This is a genomic window from Streptacidiphilus pinicola (assembly GCF_003258295.1).
GTDB lineage: Bacteria > Actinomycetota > Actinomycetes > Streptomycetales > Streptomycetaceae > Streptacidiphilus > Streptacidiphilus pinicola.
Genome location: NZ_QKYN01000086.1, coordinates 42,304 through 62,290 on the forward strand (window position 1 = coordinate 42,304; position 19,987 = coordinate 62,290).

Here is a 19,987-nt window from a genome sequence, read left to right on the forward strand (position 1 = left end):
GGGCCGTGCAGGGATGCCGGACCCGCCCGGCGCGGGTTCACCGCGCCGGGCGGGGTGGTGCGGGACGGGCCGGCGTTGTCGCGTGACGTCAGCTGTTGGGGGACAGCCAGATCTCGGTGACGTCGTAGTTCTGCGCGAAGGGCTCGAAGATCGCGTTGTGCACCCGGTCGGAGCGGAACACCGCGGTGCTCTGCGCCTCGAACGGGACGATCGCCGCGATGGCCATCAGCCGCTGGTCGGCCTGGGCCCAGAAGCCCGCCGCGGTGCTCTCGTCGGGAGCACCCAGCGCCTTGTCGATGAGCGCGTTGACCTGCGTGTCGTTCACGTCGCCCCAGTCGGTCGAGCCGGGGGCGTAGCCGCGGCCGTCGAAGAGCGGCTCGATGTTGGCGCGACCGTTGTTGCCGAACCAGTCCGGGATCCAGCCCGGCTCGCTGATGTCCCAGCCGCCCGACTTGGCCAGGCTCGGCACCGACAGGTACTTGCCGTAGTAGTCACCCTGCGGGACCGGCACGATCTGGGTGGTGACGCCGCACGCCTTCATGTCCGTCTGGATGGACTGCGCCACGGCCGGGTGCTTGCCCGCGTTGCGGACCAGGTCCTTGAGCACCAGCCCGTTCGGGTAACCGGCCGCGGCCAGCATGGACTTGCACTTGGCCGGGTCGCCCTTGCTGCCAGGCGTCGCGTAGGGGTCCATCTTCTGGTAGCCGAGGCTGCCGGGCGGGATGGTCTGGTCCAGCGGCGTGTTCAGCGAGGGGCCGCCGTAGATCTGACCGATCGCCACCTTGTCCACGGCGTACTCCAGCGCCTGCCGCACCGCCGGCTTGCTGAGCGCGCTGCCGTTGCTCGGGCTCTGGAAGTTGAAGACCAGGAACGGGTTGCTGATGCCCGCGGTGTAGATGCCCAGGCGCGCGTCCTTGGTCGCCTTCAGCGCCGGGATGGAGGCGGTGGGCACGGTGGTGTCCCACTCCATGTCCGCCGTGCCGGCCTGGATCTGCTGCTGCACGGCGGCCTCGTCCGGGCCCTCGGTGACGTCGATGTGGTCGACGTACGCGTCACGCACCGGGTCGGAGGCCTTGGCCCAGGCGGGGTTGCGGTCCAGCTTGACGGACTGCCCCGCCGTGTAGGCGGTGATCTGGTACGGGCCGTCGGAGATGGTGTGCTGACGGAAGGTCGCGTCGTCCGGCATGTAGTTCAGGTACTCGACCGGAGCGGGCGAGGAGAACGGCATCGCCAGGATGTTGAGGAAGTCGCTGGCGGGCTTGACCAGCGTGAACTTCACCGTGCTCGCGTCGACGGCCTGGACGCCGGAGATGTCGTGGCCGGTGATGTACGCCTTCATGTCGGCGATGTCCGGCTTCACCTTGGCGAACGCGTTGCAGTAGTCGGCGAAGCCGGCGATCACGCCGGCGTAGTAGCTGAGCGCACCCACGGCGTTCGGGGTGGGGTTGCACAGCCGCTTCATCCCGAGCACCTCGTCCTGCGCGGTGACCGCGCGGGCCGGGGTGGTGTTCCACATCGCGCCCTGGCGCAGGTGGATGGTGTAGGTCAGGCCGTCGGCGCTGAGTCCGCCGTTGGCGGTGGTCGGCAGGTCGGTGGCGAGGTCCGGGACGACCTCGTTGACCTTGTTCGGATCGGTCGAGGCCGGATAGGTGAACAGCTGCCGGGCGTAGGCGCGTTCGACGGTGTAGGAGGTCGCGTAGTAGGCGCTCGCGGTGTCGAGGTGGTCGACGTCGCTGTTGCCGAGGACCTTGAGCGTGCCCCCCTTCGTCGGCGTGCCCGTCGCGTTGACGTTGGCCGAGTCGGAGCTGTTGCCGGGGCTGTTGCCCGGCCCCGGCTTGCTGCCGGAGCTGCAGCCCGCGGCGGCGAGCGCGACGCTCGTCAGCAGGGCGCCCATGGCGAGGGTGCGTGATCTGTGGTGCGTGGAACGTGGCATGAGGAGCGCCTCCTGCGATCGAGTTCGGAAGATCGATGCACAAGTGGCGCCGTGGGGGCGGGCAGGGGTGCCCCGCTCTGAAGTCCACGACGTCGTGATGCCCGGTGAGGCAACGTCAGTAATCTCGGGCTGCCCGGGCCGTCTGTCCACAACACGGACACCATCGAAATCATGGCGTTATACGATCGCCGCTGATTGACACCCCTTCAGGTGCGTACGGCTTCGAGTGTGCGCGGAGCTTCGTCGTCCATCTCGAAGGCCAGCGGGAACGGCGCGCGCCCCGCGAGACGGAAGAGCCGCACGATCCGGTGTCGTCGCACGGCGCGCGCCGCGCGCACCGAGTCGTTGTGGAACCGCCGCGCCATGGGCACGCGCCGGGCGGCCTCGCCCAGTTCCACGAGCGCGTCCGTCCCGCCCGGCAGCGAGGCGAGTTCGTCCACTTGCTCCTGCTCCCTGAAGACCGCGCGCAGCGCCTGCGAGAGCTCACTCTCGGCGATCTCCCGCGCGTCGTCCTGCGCGGTGCGGGCCGCGTGCGCGGCCTGGTACAGCAGGATCGACGCGGCCGGGTCCAGCATCGTCGACGTCGCCAGCTCCAGGGCGCCCGAGGCGCGCCGCAACAGCGCCGCGTCCAACGCGGCTCGCGCGGCGTCGATCCGCGCGTGCAGCCGGTCGAGCCGCCCGGCGGTCCAGCTCAGGTACACCCCGAAGGCGACAACGACAACGCCGATCCAGATCCATGTGCTCACAGGGTGTGACCCTATCGGGAGCGCGAGTGGCAACCTCCAGGGGCGCGAGGCTCGCGCCCCCGAGGGGAGTGCAGCTGCCACGCCTGCCCAAGGTCAGCCACGGGCGCCGGTGTACACCCCGGAGGGGCGGTGGCGGAGGGGAGGGGCCGCGTACTCCTCGAGGGCGTGGGCGAGCCAGCCCGCCGTGCGGGAGAGGGCGAAGATGGTTTCCTCCGCGTCCGGGGGGAAGGCGGCGAGCTCGGTGAGGAGGGCGAGGGCGAGGTCGCTGTTGGGGAAGGTGCCGAAGCGGTCGCGGGCGACCGCGATGAGGTCGGTGCAGGCGGCGCGGAGGCCGCGGGGGTCCGGGAGGGGGTCGAGGAGGCGCAACAGCGTGTCCGCGCGCGGGTCGCGGGCGCGGTAGAGGACGTGGCCGAAGCCCGGGACGGCGCCGGTCTCGCGCAGCGTCGTGGCGAGCGCCGTGACGGGGTCGGTCTCGTGCGCCCGCACGAGCACGCCGCGGGCACGGGCGCCCGCGCCCCCGTGCAGGGGGCCGTCGAGCACGGCGAGCCCCGCGGTGACGACGGCGTACGGGTTGGCGCGCGTCGACGCGGCGAGGCGGGCCGCGTACGTGGAGGTGGCCATGTCGTGGTCGGCGAGCAGGATCAGCGCGGCGTCCAGCGCGCGCAGCGCGTCCGCGCTCGGGGCGTCCGCGCCGAGCCGGGCCCAGAGGCGCTCCGCCACCGACTCCCCTCCCGCGGCGCGGCGTTCCGGCACCGCGGCCAGCAGCGCGCCGATCAGCGCGCGGCCGGTGGCGACGACGCTGTCGGGCCGCAGGTCGAGGCTGAGCGGGTCGGCCACGGACGCGGCCAGCACCGCGGCCTTGAACCGGTCGACCGCCCGCGCGGAGGCGGGCAGCGCGTCGGCGCAGGCGCGTACGGTCTCGGCCAGGCGGGCGGGCGGCGGTGCGAAACGAGCGTCGGGCTCGTCCCGGCCGGTCCACAGCCACACCGCCGTGGCCTCGAAGGTCGACCGCTGGGCCAACTCCGCGGCGTCCAGGCCGCGGTAGCGGAGCCGGTCGTCCTCCAGCAGGGTCAGCCCGGTGCGGATCGCGGGGCCGGCGGCGGCCGGCTCGGCCGGAGCTCCGCCGCGCCCGGCGGCGTTGCGCTCGGCGAGGGCCTCGACGTCGGCGGCGGCGAAGAGGCTGCCCTTGCCGTCCGCGGCCCGCACGCGGGTGATCAGGCCGCGGCTGACGTAGGCGTACAGCGTCTGCGGCTTCACCCCCAGCCGCTCCGCGGCCTCCTGCGTGGTCAGCATCATCGCCCGGGCACCCCACCGTACATTGATTGACTCGATCAACATTGACAACTATGGACGGCCGCGTCGAGATTGGCAATATGACCGCTACAGAGACCGCCGAGGCGTACCGCGTCTTCGGGACCGTGCACACCAAGGGCCACTCCCCCGCCTACGAGCGGGTCGGCGTGGCCGTCGCCGACTCGGCCGAGCTGCTGGAACGGCTGGTGGCGCTGCCGCCCGTCAAGCGGCAGCCGAACCTGCTGCTGGCGGCCGTGCGGTACCTGGACGGCCCGGTCGACTCCGGCGAGGCCTTCGTCGGGTGGGCGCTCGCGCACTGGGAGCAGGTGCGGGCGGTGATCCTGGCCCACGCCACGCAGACCAACGAGGCGGGACGCTGCGCGACCCTGCTGCCGCTGCTCGCGGCGCTGCCGCAGCCCCTGGCGCTGATCGAGGTGGGGGCCTCGGCAGGGCTCTGCCTCTACCCGGACCGTTACCGGTACCGCTACGACGACACGCCCGCGTTCGGCGCGGCCGAAAGCCCGGTGACGGCCGTCTGCGCGACCACCGGGCCCGTCCCGTTCCCCGCGCCGGACCGGATGCCGCAGGTGGTCTCCCGCGCCGGCGTCGACCTGAACCCGCTCGACCCGGCCGACGCCGACGACGCGCGCTGGCTGGAGAGCCTGGTCTGGCCCGGCCAGCAGACCCGCCTGGACCGGCTGCGCGCCGCGCTGACGGTGGCCCGGACCGAGCCGGAGCCGGCCCGGATCGTGCGCGGGGACCTCAATGAACGGATCGCCGAGCTGGTGGCGGGCGCGCCGAAGGGCGCGACGCCGGTGGTCTTCCACACCGCTGTGCTCTGCTACCTGCCGCCGGAGGCCCGCCGCGCCTTCACCACCGCGATGCGGGAGCTGCCGTGCCGCTGGATATCCAACGAGGCGCCCGACGTCCTGCCCGAGATCGACGCCCGGCTGCCCTGCCCGGCCCCGACCGATCGCGGCGTCAACATCCTTGCCCTGGACGGCGAGCCGGTCGCCTTCACCGGCCCGCACGGCGAGCGCCTCGACTGGTTCGCCCAGGCCCGCTGACCCTGGCTCAGTCCCGGGCCAGCCCCAGCTTCGAGCGCCAGCCCGGGGCCGGCTCCGCGTCGGTGACCGCCGCGGCGCCCGTCGCCACCGTCTCGTAGACGGCGAGAATGTCCGCGCCGACCGTGGACCAGTCGAAGCGGCGGACGTGGCGGGAACCGGTGTCGCGCAGCGCCTCGCGGCGCTCCGGATCGGCCAGCAGCCGCAGCACCGTCTTGGCCAGCGAGTCCGCGTCCTCGACGGGGAAGAGCTCGCCGCTGGAGCCGCCGTCCAGGACCTGGCGGAAGGCGTCCAGGTCGGAGGCGACCACGGGCGCGCGCGCGGAGAGGGCCTCGACCAGGATGATGCCGAAGCTCTCGCCGCCGGTGTTCGGCGCGACGTAGACGTCGACGCTGCGCAGCAGCCGGGCCTTGTCCTCGTCGGACACCAGCCCGAGGAAGGTGATCCGGTCGCGGACCCCCTTCGGCAGGTCCTTGACCGCCTCCTCCTCGTCGCCCTTGCCGGCGACCAGCAGCCGCACCTGGGGGCGGGCGGCGAGGATGGTCGGCAGCGCCTCCAGCAGCGTCGGCAGGCCCTTGCGCGGCTCGTTGATCCGGCCGACGAAGCCGATGGTGTCGCCCTGCCACTCCGGCCGCGGCTCCGCGCTCGCGAAGAAGTCGACGTCGACGCCGTTGGGGATGACGACCGCGTCACCGCCCAGGTGCTCGACGAGCGTGGTGCGCGCGTACTCGCTGACCGCGATCCGCGCGGAGATCTTCTCCAGCGCGGGCTGCAGGATCGGGTAGGCCGCGATCATCGCGCGCGAGCGCGGGTTCGAGGTGTGGAAGGTGGCCACGATCGGGCCGGTGGCGGCCCAACAGGCCAGCAGCGAGAGGCTGGGCGTGGCCGGCTCGTGGATGTGCAGCACGTCGAAGTCGCCCTCGTGCAGCCAACGGCGCACCCGCGCGGCGGACAGGAAGCCGAAGTTGAGCCGGGCCACCGAGCCGTTGTACGGCACCGGCACGGCACGGCCGGCGGAGACCACGTAGGGCGGCAGCGGCGTCTCGTCGTCCGAGGGGGCCAGTACCGAGACCTCGTGGCCGAAGCCGATCAGGTGCTCGGCGAGGTCGCGCACGTGGAACTGGACGCCGCCGGGGACGTCCCACGCGTACGGGCAGACGATGCCGATCCTCACGCCTGGGCCTCCACGGGCTGCGGGTCCGCGTCGGGGCCGTCCGGATCGGCGTCGGGCCGGACGTTCGGCTTGTCCGGCCGCGGCTCCAGATCGGCCAGCCAGAAGCGCTGCAGCATGTGCCAGTCCTTGGCGTGCTCGCGCACACCCGCGGCCCAGACGTCGGCCATGGCCTGCGTCATCGCGGCCGACTTCTCGCGGCGCGTGCCCTCCTCGGGGACGAGGATCTCCTCGTGCACGCAGCCGCGCATCACCTTGGTCTCGTCGTACCAGAGCGTGACGGGCAGCAGCGCGGCGCCGGTCTGCGCGGCGAGCGCGGCCGGTCCGGCAGGCATCCGGGTCTTCTCGCCGAGGAAGTCGACCTCGATGCCGGAGGCGGACAGGTCGCGGTCGCCGACCAGGCAGACCAGCTTGCCCGCGCGCAGCCGCTTGGCCAACGTGGCCATGGTGTGCGCGCCGCCGGTCAGCGGCAGCACCTCCATGCCGAGGCCCTCGCGGTAAGCCATGAACCGCTCCCAGAGCTTCTCCGGCTTGACCCGCTCGGCGACGGTGCTGAACGGGTAGCCGCGGACCACGACCCAGGCGCCGGCCAGGTCCCAGTTGCCCATGTGCGGCAGCGCCAGCACCACGCCGCGCCCGGCGGCGAGGGTGTCGTCGAGCCGCTCGATGTGCTCGGGGGTGAAGGAGGCGCGGATCCGCTCCTTGCCCCACCCCGGCATCCGGAAGGACTCGCACCAGTAGCGCAGGTAGGAGCGCATGCCCTCGCGGCTGAGCTCGCGGATCCCGGCCTCGTCCAGGTCGGGGCGGACCCGGCGCAGGTTGGACTCCAGCCGCAGCACGCTCTTGCCCTGCTTGCGCCACGCCATGTCGGCGATGCGCCGGAACAGCGCGTCGGCGACGGGCTCGGGCAGGCGCTTCACCAGGCCCCAGCCCGAGGCGTAGGCGAGATAGGTCAACTGGTCCTTCACTGCGCCTCCCCGGTGGCCGCCTGCGCGGCGTTCACTTCCGCCAACTCCGCCGCCTCGCGTCGGACGGTGAGCACCCGCTGGAACACGGTGATCAGGCTGCCCACGGCGACCGCCCACAGGGCGATCGGCAGCAGCCACTGGATCCCCGGCACGCCGAACTGGTGCAGGCCGGAGAGACCGGCCGCGACCAGTGTGCCGACCAGCCGCTCCGCGCGCTCGACGACGCCGTTGACGTCACACTTGAGTCCGAGGCTCTCGGCGCGGGCCTTGGTGTACGAGACCACCTGGCCGCTCGCGAGGCAGAACAGCGTGACCGCGCAGAGCAGCAGGTTGTCGCCGCGGCCCGCGTACCACATGGCGATGCCGCCGAAGATCGCGCTGTCCGCGACGCGGTCCAGGGTGGAGTCCAGGAACGCGCCCCACGGGCCGGAGCGGCCCGCCTGCCGGGCCATGTTGCCGTCGACCAGGTCGGAGAAGACGAAGGCGGTGATGACGACCGTGCCCCAGAAGAAACTGCCGCGCGGGTAGAAGACCAGGGCCCCGGCCACCACCCCGGCGGTGCCGACCAGGGTCACCGCGTCCGGGCTGACGCCCTTGCGCAGCAGGAATGCCGCGAGAGGGGTGAAGACGCGGGTGAAGAAGGCTCGGGCGTATTTGTTGAGCATGGGTCTTCCGACCGCTCCGTTCCAGGCAGGGTCCGGCGGGTTCCGGCGGGGCGCTGGTCGTCCAGGCGCGCGTTGTCCAGGTGAGCGTCATGCTATCGGGCCGACTGCACCTGACCGGCGTATGGACCTGCGGCGAACAGAGTGGGAGGCTCCAAAGTACCGCGGGTGATCTGCGTCACATCACTATCCTCATCCAGCTCACCCGGCGCGGGCCCCGTGGCGTCCCTCAAGCGCGTGTGCGGGAGGAGATCACGATCATGGCTGACAAGTCGAGCAACGCCTCAGGGGCCGCCGGCAGGGCACCGTCGGCCGACCGGCCCGAGCAGATTCGGAACGTGGTGCTGGTCGGCCACAGCGGAGCGGGGAAGACGACGATCGCCGAGACCCTCGCCCTGGCCACAGGGGCGATCAACCGGGCCGGCCGGGTTCAGGACGGCACGACCGTCTCCGACTACGACGAGATCGAGCACCGCCAGCAGCGCTCGGTCCAGCTCTCGCTCGTCCCGCTGGAACACGCGGGCTTCAAGATCAACCTGCTGGACACCCCCGGCTACGCCGACTTCACCGGCGAGCTGCGGGCCGGACTCCGAGCCGCCGACGCCGCGCTCTTCGTCGTCCCGGCCAACGAGGGGATCGACGGCGCCACCCGCGGCCTGTGGGACGAGTGCGCCGCGGTGAACATGCCCCGCGCCCTGCTCGTCACCAAGCTGGACGCCCCCCAGGCCGACTTCGACACCACCGTCGAACGCTGCCGCGAGGCGTTCGCCCCGGAGGCCCCCGACTCGGTCCTGCCGCTCTACCAGCCGCTGCGCGACGGCCCGCCCGGCTCCGACGGCACCCCCACCGCGACCGGCCTGGTCGGCCTGCTCAGCCGCCGCCGCTACGACTACGCGAGCGGGAAGCGCGTCGAGACCGACGCCGGCCCCGAGCTCACCACGGAGATCGGCCCCGCACGGGAGCGGCTGATCGAGGCCGTCATCACCGAGAGCGAGGACGAGACGTTGATGGACCGCTACCTCGGCGGCGAGACCATCGACACCAAGACCGTCATCGACGACCTGGAGAGCGCCGTCGCACGCGGCCACTTCCACCCCGTCATCGCCGTCCTCCCCGCGGCCGAGGGCTCCAAGGAGGGCATCGGCACGGCGGAGCTGCTGGAGCTGATCACCTCGGCGTTCCCCTCGCCGGTCGAGCACGTCACCCCCGTCCACGAGGGCGAGGAGGCCCTCGGCTGCGACCCGGCGGGGCCGCTGGTGGCACAGGTCCTGAAGGTCACCTCCGACCCGTACGTCGGCCGGCTCACCCTCTGCCGCATCTTCTCCGGCACGCTGCGCCCCGACGGCCAGGTCCACATGGCCGACGCGGACACCGACGAGCGCGTCGGCGCGCTCTCCTCCCCCTTCGGCAAGACGCTCCGCCCCGTCCCGCAGGCCGTCGCCGGCGACATCGTCTGCGTCGCCAAGCTCACCCACGGCATCACCGAGGACACCCTCAGCCTCCCCGACCACCACGTGGGCCTCGACCACTGGGCACTCCCCGAGCCGCTGCTGCCCGTCGCCATCGCGGCCCACAGCAAGGCCGACGAGGACAAGCTCTCCCAGGGCCTCGCCCGCCTCGCGGCGGAGGACCCCACACTCCGCCTGGAGCAGAACCCGGAGACCCGGCAGCTGGTCCTGTGGTGCCTCGGCGAGGCCCACGCCGACGTCATGCTGGAGCGCCTGCGCGGCCGGTTCGGCGTCCACATCGACACCGTCGACTACATCGTCCCGTTCCGCGAGACCATCGCCGGCCACGCGACCGGACGCGGCCGCCACGTGAAGCAGTCCGGCGGCCACGGCCAGTACGCCATCTGCGAGATCGAGGTCGAGCCGCTGCCCACCGGGAGCGGCTTCGAGTTCGTCGACAAGGTGGTGGGCGGCGCGGTCCCGCGCCAGTTCATCCCTTCGGTGGAGAAGGGCGTCCGCGCGCAGCTGGCCCGCGGGGTCGCGGCGGGGTTCCCGCTGGTCGACGTGAAGGTCACACTGGTCGACGGCAAGGCCCACTCCGTCGACTCCTCCGACGCCGCGTTCCAGACCGCCGGCGCGCTGGCCCTCCGGGAGGCCGCGACGGACAACGTCCGGCTGCTGGAGCCCGTGGCGGAGGTCCACGTCCTCGTCCCCGACGACTACGTGGGCGCCGTCCTCAGCGACCTCTCCAGCCGCCGCGGCCGCGTCCTCGGCACGGAGCCTGTCGGCACGGGCGGGAGGACCGCGGTCCACGCGGAGGTCCCGGAACTCGAGATCGTCCGCTACGCCGTCGACCTCCGCAGCCTCAGCCACGGCGCCGGCTCCTTCACCCGCGCCTACGCCCGCCACGAAACCCTCCCGGAGGCGATCTCGCACAAGGTGCTCAGAGCCGCGGAGAAGTGATCATCAGCCGGTGGCAGCACGCCAGGGGCGCGGGGAACCGCGCCCCTCGGGTGTCCCCGGCGCCGACAGGCGCCCTAGCGGGGCCCGAGCGCGCAGGCGGGCGTTCCCCCTGGCAGACGGTGGCGGTTCGCGGCGACGAGACGGTAGAGCGCCGCCGTGGCCACCCGGACGCCCGGGAGGAGCGCGGTCGCGCCGAGGAGGACCCACGGCACCCGGCGGGTGCGCAGCAGGACCTTCGCGGCCGCGTCCGCGCCGCCGTGGACCTGGCCCGTGGGGGTGATCCAGAGGATCTCGCGTTCAGCGCGCTCGCGCGTGGCCGCGCCGCCGGTGAACGCCGCGAGCGCGTCCATGTCGGCGAACTGGAACGGGATCGACGCCCAGCCGTCCGTACCCAGCAGGCGCTCGCCGAACTGCAGGGAAGATGTGCAGAACGCACAGTCGCCGTCGAAGATCAGGACCGGCGTGCCCGCGGTGATGTCCATATCCGTATTGTCGCAGCTCCCGCTGACATGGCGTGATCCACAGCGATACGCTGACAGCGCACGCCCGTTGACACGCGTTCAGGGGAGGAACCGCGACGATGAGCGATGGACCCTTCGGGCCCCAGGTGCTGCGGACCGACCCGTCGCCGAGCTCCGGGGCCACGACCTCCCTGTCGTCCATGGCCTACCGGGACGGCGACTTCAAACAGCTGGTGGATCTGCATCCGGAGACCAAGTCCAAGCCGGGGCGGATCAAGCTGCTCGCCCCGAACCTGGGCGAGGCCTTCTGCGAGGCGCTGATCGCGCGCACGCTGAGCGTCAAGCGCAAGCCGATCGTGCCGTCGTACGGGCTGCAGCCGCGCATCGTCGTCGAGCACGCGCTGGAGGCGGAGGACGTCCGGCACCAGCGGGACAAGCAGCTCACGCTGGTCGCGGTGGTGTTCGGGCTGCTGTTCCTGCCCGGCACGCTGCTGTGGCTGCTGGTGTTCGAGCTGGCCCGGCGCGCGCCGGAGAAGAGCCGCGAGCTGTACCAGAACCTCGGCATCGTCGTGGTCGTGCTCATCGCGGGCCTGCTGGCGTGGCATCCGGGGAGCGTCACCGGGTTCTGGGGGATGTACCTGCGGGTGATGACGATCGTGCCGCTGGTCGGCTGGTACCTGGCGCGGCGGATCTGCCTCAACACCGCGCAGAAGCTGCGCGACCGGTGGAACGGGCTGCTGGACGGCACCGCGGTCGGTCCGACCGTGCCCGGTGCGGTGCCGAAGGGGCCGGACGACCACAAGGCGGAGAACCAGCGGATGCGGCTGGCGGAGCTGCTGGCCGAGCAGGACACCAACATCGGGCACTACGCGGGCGCGAAGGGCATCCTCGGGATCGGGCCGCGCTGGGGCTCGTGGAGCCTGGCGGAGCAGCTGACCCCGGCGGAGGGGCACCAGGAGATCCGGCCGTTCCACAACTTCGACCTGATCCGCAAGATCGAGGAGCATCTGCACCGGCTCGGGCGCAGCGCGGTCGCCGAGGGCGGCATCCCGGGTGTCCGGGTGGACCACTGGGTGCTGCTGCCGGTCGGCGAGGGCGCCGACGAGATCTCCCGCCCCGCGGGGCCGGACATGGACGGGCACCGGATGCGCTCGGTCGCGGTCGCCGACCTGGCGAACAAGCAGACCTTCGGCGAGGGCCCGCGCCACTACCTCGGCGCCCAGTTCGTGCTCTGGAACGGGCAGTTGATCGTCACCCTGATGGCGAACGTCTCCGTCCTGCACGACACGCTGCGCATCGAGGTGACCGGGCACGCGCTCGGCCCGGTCAACCCGCTCTTCGGCAAGAAGGCGGCGCCGCCGGAGAAGACGGTGGCCAAGCGGGGCAAGTTCTGGGAGGAGGTGACGATCCAGCTGCCCATCGTGGACAACGCCGAGGTCGTCCGCCTCGCCACCCGCGCGCCGTTCACCTGGCCGTGGAGCGCGACGCTGCTCAACTGGCTCGGCGGCTCGGTCAAGCTCCCGGAGCCCTTCGGCATCCGCTCCGCGTGGGCGGGCCGGCCGTGGACCCACCGCTTCATGGCGGACGACGCGATCCGCGTGGCCACCCCGTTCCTCCGCGCCTGCCACGCGGGCACGATGGAGCTCCTCGCGGACCACGACGTCAACCTCGAACGCTTCCAGGCCCGCTCGCAACTCCTCGGCGCCGAGGTCCAGGGCGTCCGCCCCTTCAAGGCCGACGTCTACGACGCGGACTGATCTCGGCCCAGCGCCGACAGGAGTGGGCGTGGCGGTCGGGCTGCGGGTGCACGATGACCGACGCGGGAGCGGCCGCCGAGGTGTAGCCGGCGCTGTAGCTGAGCAGTTGGTGGACGTCCGCAGCGCTCACGCCGTGGCGGTCGTGGCGCTTGTACGGGCACCGTGCGCGGGTCGGAGTCCAGCCGGTGGATCACTCCGGCCAGGCGTCGGCGATCAACTTGCGGGTGTCGCCGAGCATCTGTGGGAGCACCTTGACGTGGCCGACCACCGGCATGAAGTTGGTGTCGCCGCCCCAGCGGGGGACGACGTGCTGGTGGAGGTGGGCGGCGATGCCGGCGCCGCCGGCGGAGCCCTGGTTGATGCCGATGTTGAAACCGTGGGCGTTGGAGGCGGCGCGGAGGGCCGTCATGGCCTGCTTGGTGAGTTCGGCGATCTCGACCGTCTCGTCCGCCGTCAGGTCGGTGTAGTCGGCGACGTGGCGGTACGGGACGGCCATCAAGTGGCCGCCGTTGTACGGGTACTTGTTGAGGACCGCGTAGGCGTGGACACCGCGGCGGACGACGAGGCCGTCCTCGTCCGTCATGGCCGGGATCGCGCAGAACGGGCAGCCGTCGTCCGGGGCCGGGCCGGTGGGCTTGGACTCGCCCTGGATGTAGGCCATCCGATGCGGGGTCCACAGGCGCCCGAACCCGTCGGGGGCGCCCGCTCCGTACTGCTGTTCCGGCTCCGTCGTCATGCTGATCAGCATAGACGCGAGGGCGGTCCCGTCGGGACCGCCCTCACGATCACAGCAGTGGAGCAGGATCAGACCTGGCCGCTGCTCAGACCTGAACCCTGCGCTCGACCACGTCGACCAGCTTGGCCAGGGCGTCGGCGCGGGAGACGCCGTTCTCCTGGGAGCCGTCACGGTAGCGGAAGGAGACCGTGCCGGCCGCCATGTCCTCGTCGCCGACGATGATCATGAACGGCGTCTTGAGCTTCTGGTGGTTGCGGATCTTCTTCTGCATCCGGTCACCCGAGGCGTCCACGTCCACACGCAGGCCCTTGGCCTTCGCCTCGCGGGCGAACTCCTGCAGGTACTCGACGTGGGCGTCGCCGATCGGGATGCCGACCGCCTGGACCGGAGCCAGCCACGGCGGCATCGCGCCGGCGTAGTGCTCCAGCAGCACCGCGAAGAAGCGCTCGATCGAGCCGAACAGCGCGCGGTGGATCATGACGGGACGCTGGCGCGAGCCGTCCGGGGCCGTGTACTCGAGGTCGAAGCGCTCCGGCAGGTTGAAGTCGACCTGGATGGTCGACATCTGCCAGGTGCGGCCGATCGCGTCCTTGGCCTGGACGGAGATCTTGGGGCCGTAGAAGGCCGCGCCACCCGGGTCCGGGACCAGCGGGAGGCCCTGCTTCTCGGCGGCCTTGCGCAGCGTCTCGGTCGCCTCCTCCCAGACCTCGTCCGACCCGATGTACTTCTCCGGGTCCTTGGTGGAGAGCTCCAGGTAGAAGTCGTTCAGGCCGTAGTCGCGCAGCAGGTCCAGCACGAAGGTCAGCAGCGAGTCGAGCTCGTCCGCCATCTGCTCCTTGGTGCAGTAGATGTGCGCGTCGTCCTGGGTGAAACCGCGGGCGCGGGTCAGGCCGTGCACCACGCCCGACTTCTCGTACCGGTACACGGTGCCGAACTCGAACAGGCGCAGCGGCAGCTCACGGTAGGAGCGGCCACGCGCGTCGAAGATCAGGTTGTGCATCGGGCAGTTCATGGGCTTGAGGTAGTAGTCCACGCCCTCGTCGAGCTGCATGGGCGGGTACATGCCGTCGGCGTACCAGTCCAGGTGGCCCGACTGCTCGAACAGGGTGCCCTTGGTGGCGTGCGGGGTGTAGACGAACTCGTAGCCCGCCTGCTCGTGCCGCGTGCGCGAGTAGTCCTCCATCGCGCGGCGGATGATGCCGCCCTTGGGGTGGAAGACCGCGAGGCCGGAACCGATCTGCTCCGGGATGGAGAAGAGGTCCAGCTCGGCGCCGAGCTTGCGGTGGTCGCGCTTCTCGGCCTCCTCGAGGAAGTCGAGGTACGCCTTCAGCTCGTCCTTGGACGGCCAGGCGGTGCCGTAGATGCGCTGCAGCATCGGGTTCTTCTCGCTGCCGCGCCAGTACGCGGCGGCGTTGCGCATCAGCTTGAAGGCCGGGATCAGGCGGGTGCTGGGCAGGTGCGGACCGCGGCAGAGGTCCTTCCAGCAGAGCTCGCCGGTCTTGGCGTCCAGGTTGTCGTAGATGGTCAGCTCGCCGCCGCCCACCTCGACGTTCGCGCCGTCCTCGGAGCTCGCGGAGCCCTTGAGGCCGATCAGCTCCAGCTTGTACGGCTCGCTCGCCAGCTCCTCGCGGGCGGCGTCCTCGGTCACCACGCGGCGCTGGAAGCGCTGGCCGCGCTTCTGGATCTCCTGCATCTTCTTCTCGATGACCTTGAGGTCCTCGGGAGTGAACGGCTTCTCGACGTCGAAGTCGTAGTAGAAGCCGTCCTTGATCGGCGGGCCGATGCCGAGCTTGGCCTCCGGGAAGACCTCCTGCACGGCCTGGGCCATCACGTGCGCGGTGGAGTGGCGCAGGATGTTGAGGCCGTCCTCGCTGGTGATCTCGACCGGCTCGACCTCGTCGCCGTCCTGCACGACATAGGTGAGGTCCTTCAGCTCGCCGCCGACCTTGGCGGCGACGACGGCGCGCTGGCCCTCGAAGAGCTCGGCGGCCGTCGTGCCCGTCGTCACCACGCGGTCTTCCCGATCGGGTTCGCGACTGATGACCACACGGACGTCCGACACCGGACTCTCCTGACTCTCGGTACCTCACGGAAGCGCAGCTGTCGACGCTGCGATCACGATGGTACCGACCCCGCGCCAGGATTCGCTCCCGCGCCCGGTTGCAGCACGCAAGGGGCGCGGGGAACCGCGCGCGTACCCACCCATCGGGGTCCCCCAGCCGAAGGCTGGGGGCGGACGGCCCTGGGCGCTCGGGATATCAAGACCCAGGGTGGCTTGTCGCGCAGTTACGCGCGCCCCCGGACAGGGCATCAGTCCGTCTCGTCCTCGGCATCCGCCTCGGGGGCGGAGCCCGCGCGGAGGCGGAGCGTTTTGGCGAGGCGGTCGCGTTCCGCTTCGTCGAGTTCGACCGGGGTCACGTCGCGCGCGGCCGCGACCCTGCGGAAGCCGCCCTTGCGTTCCAGCCGGCCCAGCAACCGGACGGGCGTCCCGTCCAGGTGCGCGGCGATCGCGACGCGGTAATCGGCGTCGGCGAGCTTGACGCGGACCTCGTCCACGTCCGCGCCGCTCAGGACGCGCAGCCGGACCGTGCCCTCGCCGCCGGGGACGGCGCGTTTGAGGCGGACCACCGCGCCGGTGAGCTCCACCTCGACCGCGGGCTCGCTGCGCTCCAGGCGCTCCGCCGCGGCCTCCAGCGCGGGCAGGTCGCCGGGCGAGAACTCGACCACCGGGCGGCGGCTGCCGAAGCCCGGGGGTGGTCCGACCTGCGCGGACCAGTGCAGGCTGACCCGCACGCCCTCGCTGCCGCGCACCAGCAGCACGACGGAGGCGATCAGCTCGCGGCTCAGCCCCAGTCGGACGCCGTTGTCGAACGCTTCCGTCTGACCGGTCGCCCGCTGCAGGTCGACGGCTTCGCGCAGCGCCTCCAGGGCGAGCACGAGGGTGGTCGCGGCGGGGCGCTCGGCCGGCGCCGGGGTGTAGGCGGTGAGCAGCCCCGCGCCCGTCCCGGGCGCGACGACCAGGACGCGGTCCAGGAAGCGGGCGGCGTGGCGGTCCAGCCGGGCGCCGAAGTAGGCGCAGCGGGCGCGGCCGGCCTTGGCCGCGGCCGCCAGCATCGCGGTCGCCGCCTCGCGCAGCTCCGTCTCGCTCCCCCACGGGACCGCGCCACCGACGCCGGGCACCTCCCGACGCCAGTGGATCTCGTCGCCGGGGACGAGCAGCGCCGCGAGGATGGCCCGGGCCGACGGCACGCCGGAGCGGGCCAGCGTCGTGAGGCTCTCCTCCAACAGGTCGACGCTGTCGTCGAAGCCGCGGTCGGCCGGTACCAGCAGGCTGGTGTCCGGCTCCAGGTCGTCCGGCGGCGCCCAGCGGCTGTACCGGCCGCCCGATCCGCCGCGGCGGACCCAGCCGTGCCGGGCCAGCAGGGTGGTGAGCACGCTCGGGTCGACCCGGGTCGCGTCGGGCACGGCCTGCTCGTCGTCGCCGGTCGCGTCGGAGTCCGCGAGGGGGGCGCGCGGCCCCCGCGCGTGGACGGCGGTGCGGCCCACGGGGGTCACCGCATCTGCCGTGGTGTCACGCCGCCTGGCTGTCACGCCTCGCCTCCCGGGCCGGTGGGGTCGCCCTCGATCGGGTCGATCAGGGCCGTTCGCCCGCCCCCACACGCGCCATGATGGCGCACAGCGCGCGATCGTCGAAGACATGCTGAGTCGGTATCCGGACATTCGTCCGCCGCCGCCCCGTCACCGGGTGGCCGGCCAAATTGACCCAGTAGCAGCAGTGCCGCAGCTCCAGCCGGTCCGGCCGGGCCAGCAGCCACTGGTCCACCTGCCGCGGGACCAGCATGACGACGAGTATCTTGTGCACCGCGACCCGGGGGTGGGCGAGTTTGCGCAGGTGCTCGTTGTCCAGCGTGAAGCTGAAGGACGGCCCGGAGGGATTCGGCGCGATCTGGTAGGTGCACTTCAACTGGACCTTGATGGTCACCTCGTCGTCCTCGACGTGGAACGGACTGCCGTGGCTGAGGTGCCAGTCGATGCCGTTGTCGGGAAAGGGCGAGGCCAGCGCGCAACCCGCCGCCGCGGCCACCGCGTGCAGGTAGCCGACCTGCAGCGTCTCCATGCAGGACGTCACGGCCAGTTGGCCGCGTAACGTGCGCCCTTCGTCCGGTCGCTCGGCCGGCTCGGGCAGGGAGAATGCCATCACTGCCGCTCTCGGTCTGGGCGACGGGGACGTCCGACCGGCCCCGGACACCCCGTCAATTTCGGTCTTTCCAGGGGCCGGTGGCATGAAACGGGAAAGTGCCCGGCAGATCGATGATTGAACGCGGAAAGTGACCGGGTATCACCCGATCGTGAGCGCTTCGCGGTCCGACCCGGACGGCGAAGGGGACAGAAGCGCGGCAGGGGGTCGGACATGACGCTCTGGTACGAGGGGCCGCTGGCCTCCTTCGACACCGAGACCACCGGCGTGGACGTGGAGCACGACCGGATCGTGACGGCCTCCCTGGTGATCCAGGAGCAGCCGGACGGGATGGTGCGGCGCCGCGACTGGGCCGTCGATCCTGGCCTGCCGATCCCGGCGCAGGCCACCGCGGTGCACGGCCTCACCGACGCCTGGGCACGCGAACACGGCGCCACGCCGGGCGTGGCCGTCGAGGAGATGGCCCGGGCACTGGCCGAAAACGCTCGCGCGGGGCGACCGCTGGTGGTGATGAACGCCCCCTACGACCTGACCCTGCTGGACCGTGAGCTGCGCCGCCACCGTGGACTGACTCTCAGTCAGTATCTGGCGGGCGCACCGCTGTTGGTCGTCGACCCCTGGGTGGTGGACCGGCATGTCGACCGCTACCGCAAGGGCCGTCGGACGCTCACCGCGCTGTGCGAGCACTACGCGGTGCCGCTGACCGACGCGCACGACGCCGCCGCGGACGCCACCGCCGCCCTGGAGTTGACCCGGGCCATCGGGCGGCGCCACCACGGCAGGCTCGAAGGACTCAGCGCGGCCGAACTGCACCTGCGCCAGGCCGTCTGGCACGCGGCCCAAGCACGGGGCCTGGAGCAGTGGTTCGCCCGCAGCGGCACCCCGACCCACGTCGAGCCGGCCTGGCCGCTGCGCCTGCCACTCGACCGCGCCGCCTGAGAGGCGTGCTGCCCGAACGACTGAAGGCCCCTCAGTTGAGGGGCCTTCAGGTGCTGCACGGGTGGGCGATACTGGTTTCGAACCAGTGGCCTCTTCGGTGTGAACGAAGCGCTCTCCCACTGAGCTAATCGCCCGGGCACGCAGAGAACATTAGCACTGCCTGGGCCGATGCCGGAAAACCAGGACCCACACACGGCGCCGCACCTCGAACAAATCGAACACCAGTGCTATGTTGATGACATGCCCACCGTGCTCGTCCTGATCGATGCGCAGCGCGACATGCTGCTCTCGCCCACCGTGGCCGCCGCCCTGCGGACGCTGCTCAGCCAAGCCCGCAACGAGGGCGCGCCGGTGGTCCATCTGCGGACGGGCCGACAGGAGCTGATGTTCGGCTCCTGGCCCCAGGAGCAGGTCGTCGAGCACACCGCCGACGACGCCTTTCTCGGCTCGGCGCTCTCCGACGCGCTCCCGCTCGGCCACCGGATCGTCCTGGCGGGGGTGTGGAGCGAGGAGGCCGTCCGAAGCACGGCCCTCAGCGCGCTCAAGCGCGGCCACCGCGTCCTGCTCGCCTCCGGCGCGCACGAGGGCTACGCGCCGGACGCCGCCCCACGAATCGAACACGAGCTCGCGCGGGCCGGCGCGGTGATCGCCGGCGCGGACGCCGTCGCCTTCGACTGAGCGGGAGCGGGCGCAGGAGCGGCGGTCCGGCGTTCGGCTGGGCCGGACGGGGGAATTAGCGGACGACGAAGGCCCGCAGGTCGCTGACCTGCGGGCCTTCGGATCCCGGTGGGCGATACTGGGTTCGAACCAGTGACCTCTTCGGTGTGAACGAAGCGCTCTCCCACTGAGCTAATCGCCCGGGCGCAGGGAAAACACTACCGCATGCCGGACGGTGCTCCGGCACGCCCGACAGCCGTCGGCCGGGGTGGCCGAAAAGCGCCCCCAGGACCGTCCCTGGACGACCCATTCCCCCCTCCGAGCTGCGAAGTTCGTGACGCATGTGACAGCTGTGACTGCTGAGCCAGATGGGGCATCAGCGGCGCACTAATCCGGACAGACGGGTTTACACCGGGCTCGAAGGTGGGATGGTCCGTTCGCCGACGTGCGATCCCCGAGCGCACACTGAGCGAAAGGCCTTGGCGCTTATGAACACCACGGTCAGCTGCGAGCTGCACCTGCGCCTCATCGTGTCGAGCGAGTCTTCCCTCCCCGTTCCGGCGGGGCTGCGCTACGACACGGCCGACCCCTATGCCGTGCACGCCACCTTCCACACGGGCGCCGACGAGACCGTCGACTGGGTGTTCGCCCGCGACCTCCTCGCGGAGGGGCTGCACCGGCCGACCGGGACCGGCGATGTCCGGGTGTGGCCCTCACGCAGCCACGGACAAGGAGTCGTCTGCATCGCCCTGAGCTCTCCGGAAGGAGAAGCCCTGCTGGAGGCCCCGGCGCGAGCGCTGGAGTCCTTCCTCAAGCGCACCGATGCCGCCGTCCCTCCGGGGACGGAGCACCGCCACTTCGACCTGGACAGGGAGCTGAGCCACATCCTGGCCGAGAGCTGAGGCCGGCTGCACAACGCACTTCACAGATGCGCAGGCGTGCTGACTCGGGGGCGCGCGGCGCAGTACGACACGCCGCCGCGATCACAGAT

18 protein-coding genes and 2 tRNA genes are annotated in these 19,987 nt (G+C 71.8%); 6 read left to right on the top strand and 14 right to left on the bottom strand.

The window, feature by feature from the left end; all coding sequences use genetic code 11:
• Positions 1 to 88: 88 nt before the first annotated feature.
• The 3 genes from DN069_RS21975 to DN069_RS21985 form a co-directional block, all read right to left on the bottom strand.
• The gene (locus DN069_RS21975; RefSeq protein WP_207892224.1) at positions 89 to 1,933 is read right to left on the bottom strand and encodes an ABC transporter substrate-binding protein; all 1,845 of its coding nucleotides are present in this window, start codon (positions 1,931 to 1,933) and stop codon (positions 89 to 91) included.
• A gap of 206 nt (positions 1,934 to 2,139) precedes the next feature.
• Positions 2,140 to 2,679: a LemA family protein gene (locus tag DN069_RS21980; protein WP_111503423.1), complete on the bottom strand. Its 540-nt coding sequence runs from the start codon at positions 2,677 to 2,679 to the stop codon at positions 2,140 to 2,142.
• 93 nt (positions 2,680 to 2,772) lie between these two features.
• A complete protein-coding gene (locus DN069_RS21985) occupies positions 2,773 to 3,975 on the bottom strand; it encodes a citrate synthase (protein ID WP_111503425.1) in 1,203 nt (400 codons plus the stop codon).
• Positions 3,976 to 4,052: 77 nt separating this feature from the next.
• On the opposite strand from DN069_RS21985, the gene DN069_RS21990 reads away from it, so the two are divergent.
• Positions 4,053 to 5,039: a DUF2332 domain-containing protein gene (locus DN069_RS21990; protein WP_111503427.1), complete on the top strand. Its 987-nt coding sequence runs from the start codon at positions 4,053 to 4,055 to the stop codon at positions 5,037 to 5,039.
• A 7-nt stretch (positions 5,040 to 5,046) separates the two neighbouring features.
• Here DN069_RS21990 and DN069_RS21995 read toward each other — a convergent pair whose 3' ends face one another.
• The 3 genes from DN069_RS21995 to pgsA are packed head-to-tail and all read right to left on the bottom strand — an operon-like array spanning position 5,047 to position 7,840.
• The gene (locus DN069_RS21995; RefSeq protein ID WP_111503429.1) at positions 5,047 to 6,210 is read right to left on the bottom strand and encodes a glycosyltransferase family 4 protein; all 1,164 of its coding nucleotides are present in this window, start codon (positions 6,208 to 6,210) and stop codon (positions 5,047 to 5,049) included.
• On the bottom strand, positions 6,207 to 7,175 hold the full coding sequence (locus DN069_RS22000; protein ID WP_111503431.1) for a phosphatidylinositol mannoside acyltransferase: 969 nt from the start codon (positions 7,173 to 7,175) through the stop codon (positions 6,207 to 6,209). Before DN069_RS22000 ends, DN069_RS21995 begins: the two co-directional genes overlap by 4 nt.
• Positions 7,172 to 7,840 carry a phosphatidylinositol phosphate synthase gene (gene pgsA / locus DN069_RS22005; RefSeq protein ID WP_111503433.1) on the bottom strand — a complete coding sequence of 223 codons (669 nt, stop codon included), beginning with the start codon at positions 7,838 to 7,840 and terminating at the stop codon, positions 7,172 to 7,174. The genes DN069_RS22000 and pgsA overlap by 4 nt, the downstream gene beginning before the upstream one ends.
• A 257-nt stretch (positions 7,841 to 8,097) precedes the next feature.
• On the opposite strand from pgsA, the gene DN069_RS22010 reads away from it, so the two are divergent.
• Positions 8,098 to 10,248 (top strand): elongation factor G-like protein EF-G2, encoded by a 2,151-nt coding sequence (locus tag DN069_RS22010; RefSeq protein ID WP_111503435.1) that lies wholly within the window; start codon positions 8,098 to 8,100, stop codon positions 10,246 to 10,248.
• Positions 10,249 to 10,322: 74 nt separating this feature from the next.
• Here DN069_RS22010 and DN069_RS22015 read toward each other — a convergent pair whose 3' ends face one another.
• Positions 10,323 to 10,730: a thiol-disulfide oxidoreductase DCC family protein gene (locus DN069_RS22015; protein ID WP_111503437.1), complete on the bottom strand. Its 408-nt coding sequence runs from the start codon at positions 10,728 to 10,730 to the stop codon at positions 10,323 to 10,325.
• Between the two features lie 98 nt (positions 10,731 to 10,828).
• Between DN069_RS22015 and DN069_RS22020 the strand changes: the two genes are divergently transcribed.
• Positions 10,829 to 12,466 carry a hypothetical protein gene (locus DN069_RS22020; protein ID WP_111503439.1) on the top strand — a complete coding sequence of 546 codons (1,638 nt, stop codon included), beginning with the start codon at positions 10,829 to 10,831 and terminating at the stop codon, positions 12,464 to 12,466.
• Here the strand turns inward: DN069_RS22020 and DN069_RS40200 are convergent.
• The 5 genes from DN069_RS40200 to DN069_RS22040 form a co-directional block, all read right to left on the bottom strand.
• Complete coding sequence (locus DN069_RS40200) at positions 12,438 to 12,596, bottom strand: hypothetical protein (protein ID WP_165845591.1); 159 nt, start codon at positions 12,594 to 12,596, stop codon at positions 12,438 to 12,440. The two genes, DN069_RS22020 and DN069_RS40200, sit on opposite strands and share 29 nt — an antisense overlap.
• A 60-nt stretch (positions 12,597 to 12,656) precedes the next feature.
• Entirely contained in the window at positions 12,657 to 13,214 is a 558-nt protein-coding gene (locus DN069_RS22025; protein ID WP_207892225.1) for an HIT family protein, read from the bottom strand.
• 73 nt (positions 13,215 to 13,287) lie between these two features.
• Complete coding sequence (gene thrS, locus DN069_RS22030) at positions 13,288 to 15,264, bottom strand: threonine--tRNA ligase (RefSeq protein ID WP_111503441.1); 1,977 nt, start codon at positions 15,262 to 15,264, stop codon at positions 13,288 to 13,290.
• Between the two features lie 248 nt (positions 15,265 to 15,512).
• Positions 15,513 to 16,748, bottom strand: a complete 1,236-nt coding sequence (locus DN069_RS22035; RefSeq protein ID WP_243639560.1) for a hypothetical protein — start codon at positions 16,746 to 16,748, stop codon at positions 15,513 to 15,515.
• Positions 16,749 to 16,836: 88 nt separating this feature from the next.
• A complete protein-coding gene (locus tag DN069_RS22040) occupies positions 16,837 to 17,400 on the bottom strand; it encodes a DUF4365 domain-containing protein (RefSeq protein WP_111503443.1) in 564 nt (187 codons plus the stop codon).
• A 213-nt stretch (positions 17,401 to 17,613) separates the two neighbouring features.
• Here DN069_RS22040 and DN069_RS22045 point away from each other — a divergent pair, with 213 nt between their 5' ends.
• Entirely contained in the window at positions 17,614 to 18,339 is a 726-nt protein-coding gene (locus tag DN069_RS22045) for an exonuclease domain-containing protein (protein WP_111503445.1), read from the top strand.
• A gap of 62 nt (positions 18,340 to 18,401) precedes the next feature.
• On the opposite strand, the gene DN069_RS22050 is transcribed toward DN069_RS22045, so the two are convergent.
• Positions 18,402 to 18,473, bottom strand: a tRNA-Val gene (locus DN069_RS22050).
• Between the two features lie 106 nt (positions 18,474 to 18,579).
• On the opposite strand from DN069_RS22050, the gene DN069_RS22055 reads away from it, so the two are divergent.
• Complete coding sequence (locus DN069_RS22055) at positions 18,580 to 19,017, top strand: cysteine hydrolase family protein (protein ID WP_165845592.1); 438 nt, start codon at positions 18,580 to 18,582, stop codon at positions 19,015 to 19,017.
• 109 nt (positions 19,018 to 19,126) lie between these two features.
• On the opposite strand, the gene DN069_RS22060 is transcribed toward DN069_RS22055, so the two are convergent.
• Positions 19,127 to 19,198: transfer RNA gene (locus tag DN069_RS22060), tRNA-Val, on the bottom strand.
• Between the two features lie 286 nt (positions 19,199 to 19,484).
• Between DN069_RS22060 and DN069_RS22065 the strand changes: the two genes are divergently transcribed.
• Positions 19,485 to 19,898, top strand: coding sequence for an SsgA family sporulation/cell division regulator (locus tag DN069_RS22065; RefSeq protein WP_034091203.1), 414 nt, complete (start codon positions 19,485 to 19,487; stop codon positions 19,896 to 19,898).
• The last annotated feature ends 89 nt before the right edge of the window (positions 19,899 to 19,987 follow it).

What these genes read in the sequence shown, in the direction of transcription:
- DN069_RS21975 (WP_207892224.1), bottom strand. Translation starts at nt 1,933, where the DNA reads ATGCCACGTTCCACGCACCACAGATCACGCACCCTCGCCATGGGCGCC.
- DN069_RS21985 (WP_111503425.1), bottom strand. Translation starts at nt 3,975, where the DNA reads ATGATGCTGACCACGCAGGAGGCCGCGGAGCGGCTGGGGGTGAAGCCG.
- DN069_RS21990 (WP_111503427.1), top strand. Translation starts at nt 4,053, where the DNA reads ATGACCGCTACAGAGACCGCCGAGGCGTACCGCGTCTTCGGGACCGTG.
- pgsA (WP_111503433.1), bottom strand. Translation starts at nt 7,840, where the DNA reads ATGCTCAACAAATACGCCCGAGCCTTCTTCACCCGCGTCTTCACCCCT.
- DN069_RS22010 (WP_111503435.1), top strand. Translation starts at nt 8,098, where the DNA reads ATGGCTGACAAGTCGAGCAACGCCTCAGGGGCCGCCGGCAGGGCACCG.
- DN069_RS22015 (WP_111503437.1), bottom strand. Translation starts at nt 10,730, where the DNA reads ATGGACATCACCGCGGGCACGCCGGTCCTGATCTTCGACGGCGACTGT.
- DN069_RS22020 (WP_111503439.1), top strand. Translation starts at nt 10,829, where the DNA reads ATGAGCGATGGACCCTTCGGGCCCCAGGTGCTGCGGACCGACCCGTCG.
- DN069_RS22025 (WP_207892225.1), bottom strand. Translation starts at nt 13,214, where the DNA reads ATGCTGATCAGCATGACGACGGAGCCGGAACAGCAGTACGGAGCGGGC.
- DN069_RS22040 (WP_111503443.1), bottom strand. Translation starts at nt 17,400, where the DNA reads ATGGCATTCTCCCTGCCCGAGCCGGCCGAGCGACCGGACGAAGGGCGC.
- DN069_RS22045 (WP_111503445.1), top strand. Translation starts at nt 17,614, where the DNA reads ATGACGCTCTGGTACGAGGGGCCGCTGGCCTCCTTCGACACCGAGACC.
- DN069_RS22055 (WP_165845592.1), top strand. Translation starts at nt 18,580, where the DNA reads ATGCCCACCGTGCTCGTCCTGATCGATGCGCAGCGCGACATGCTGCTC.
- DN069_RS22065 (WP_034091203.1), top strand. Translation starts at nt 19,485, where the DNA reads ATGAACACCACGGTCAGCTGCGAGCTGCACCTGCGCCTCATCGTGTCG.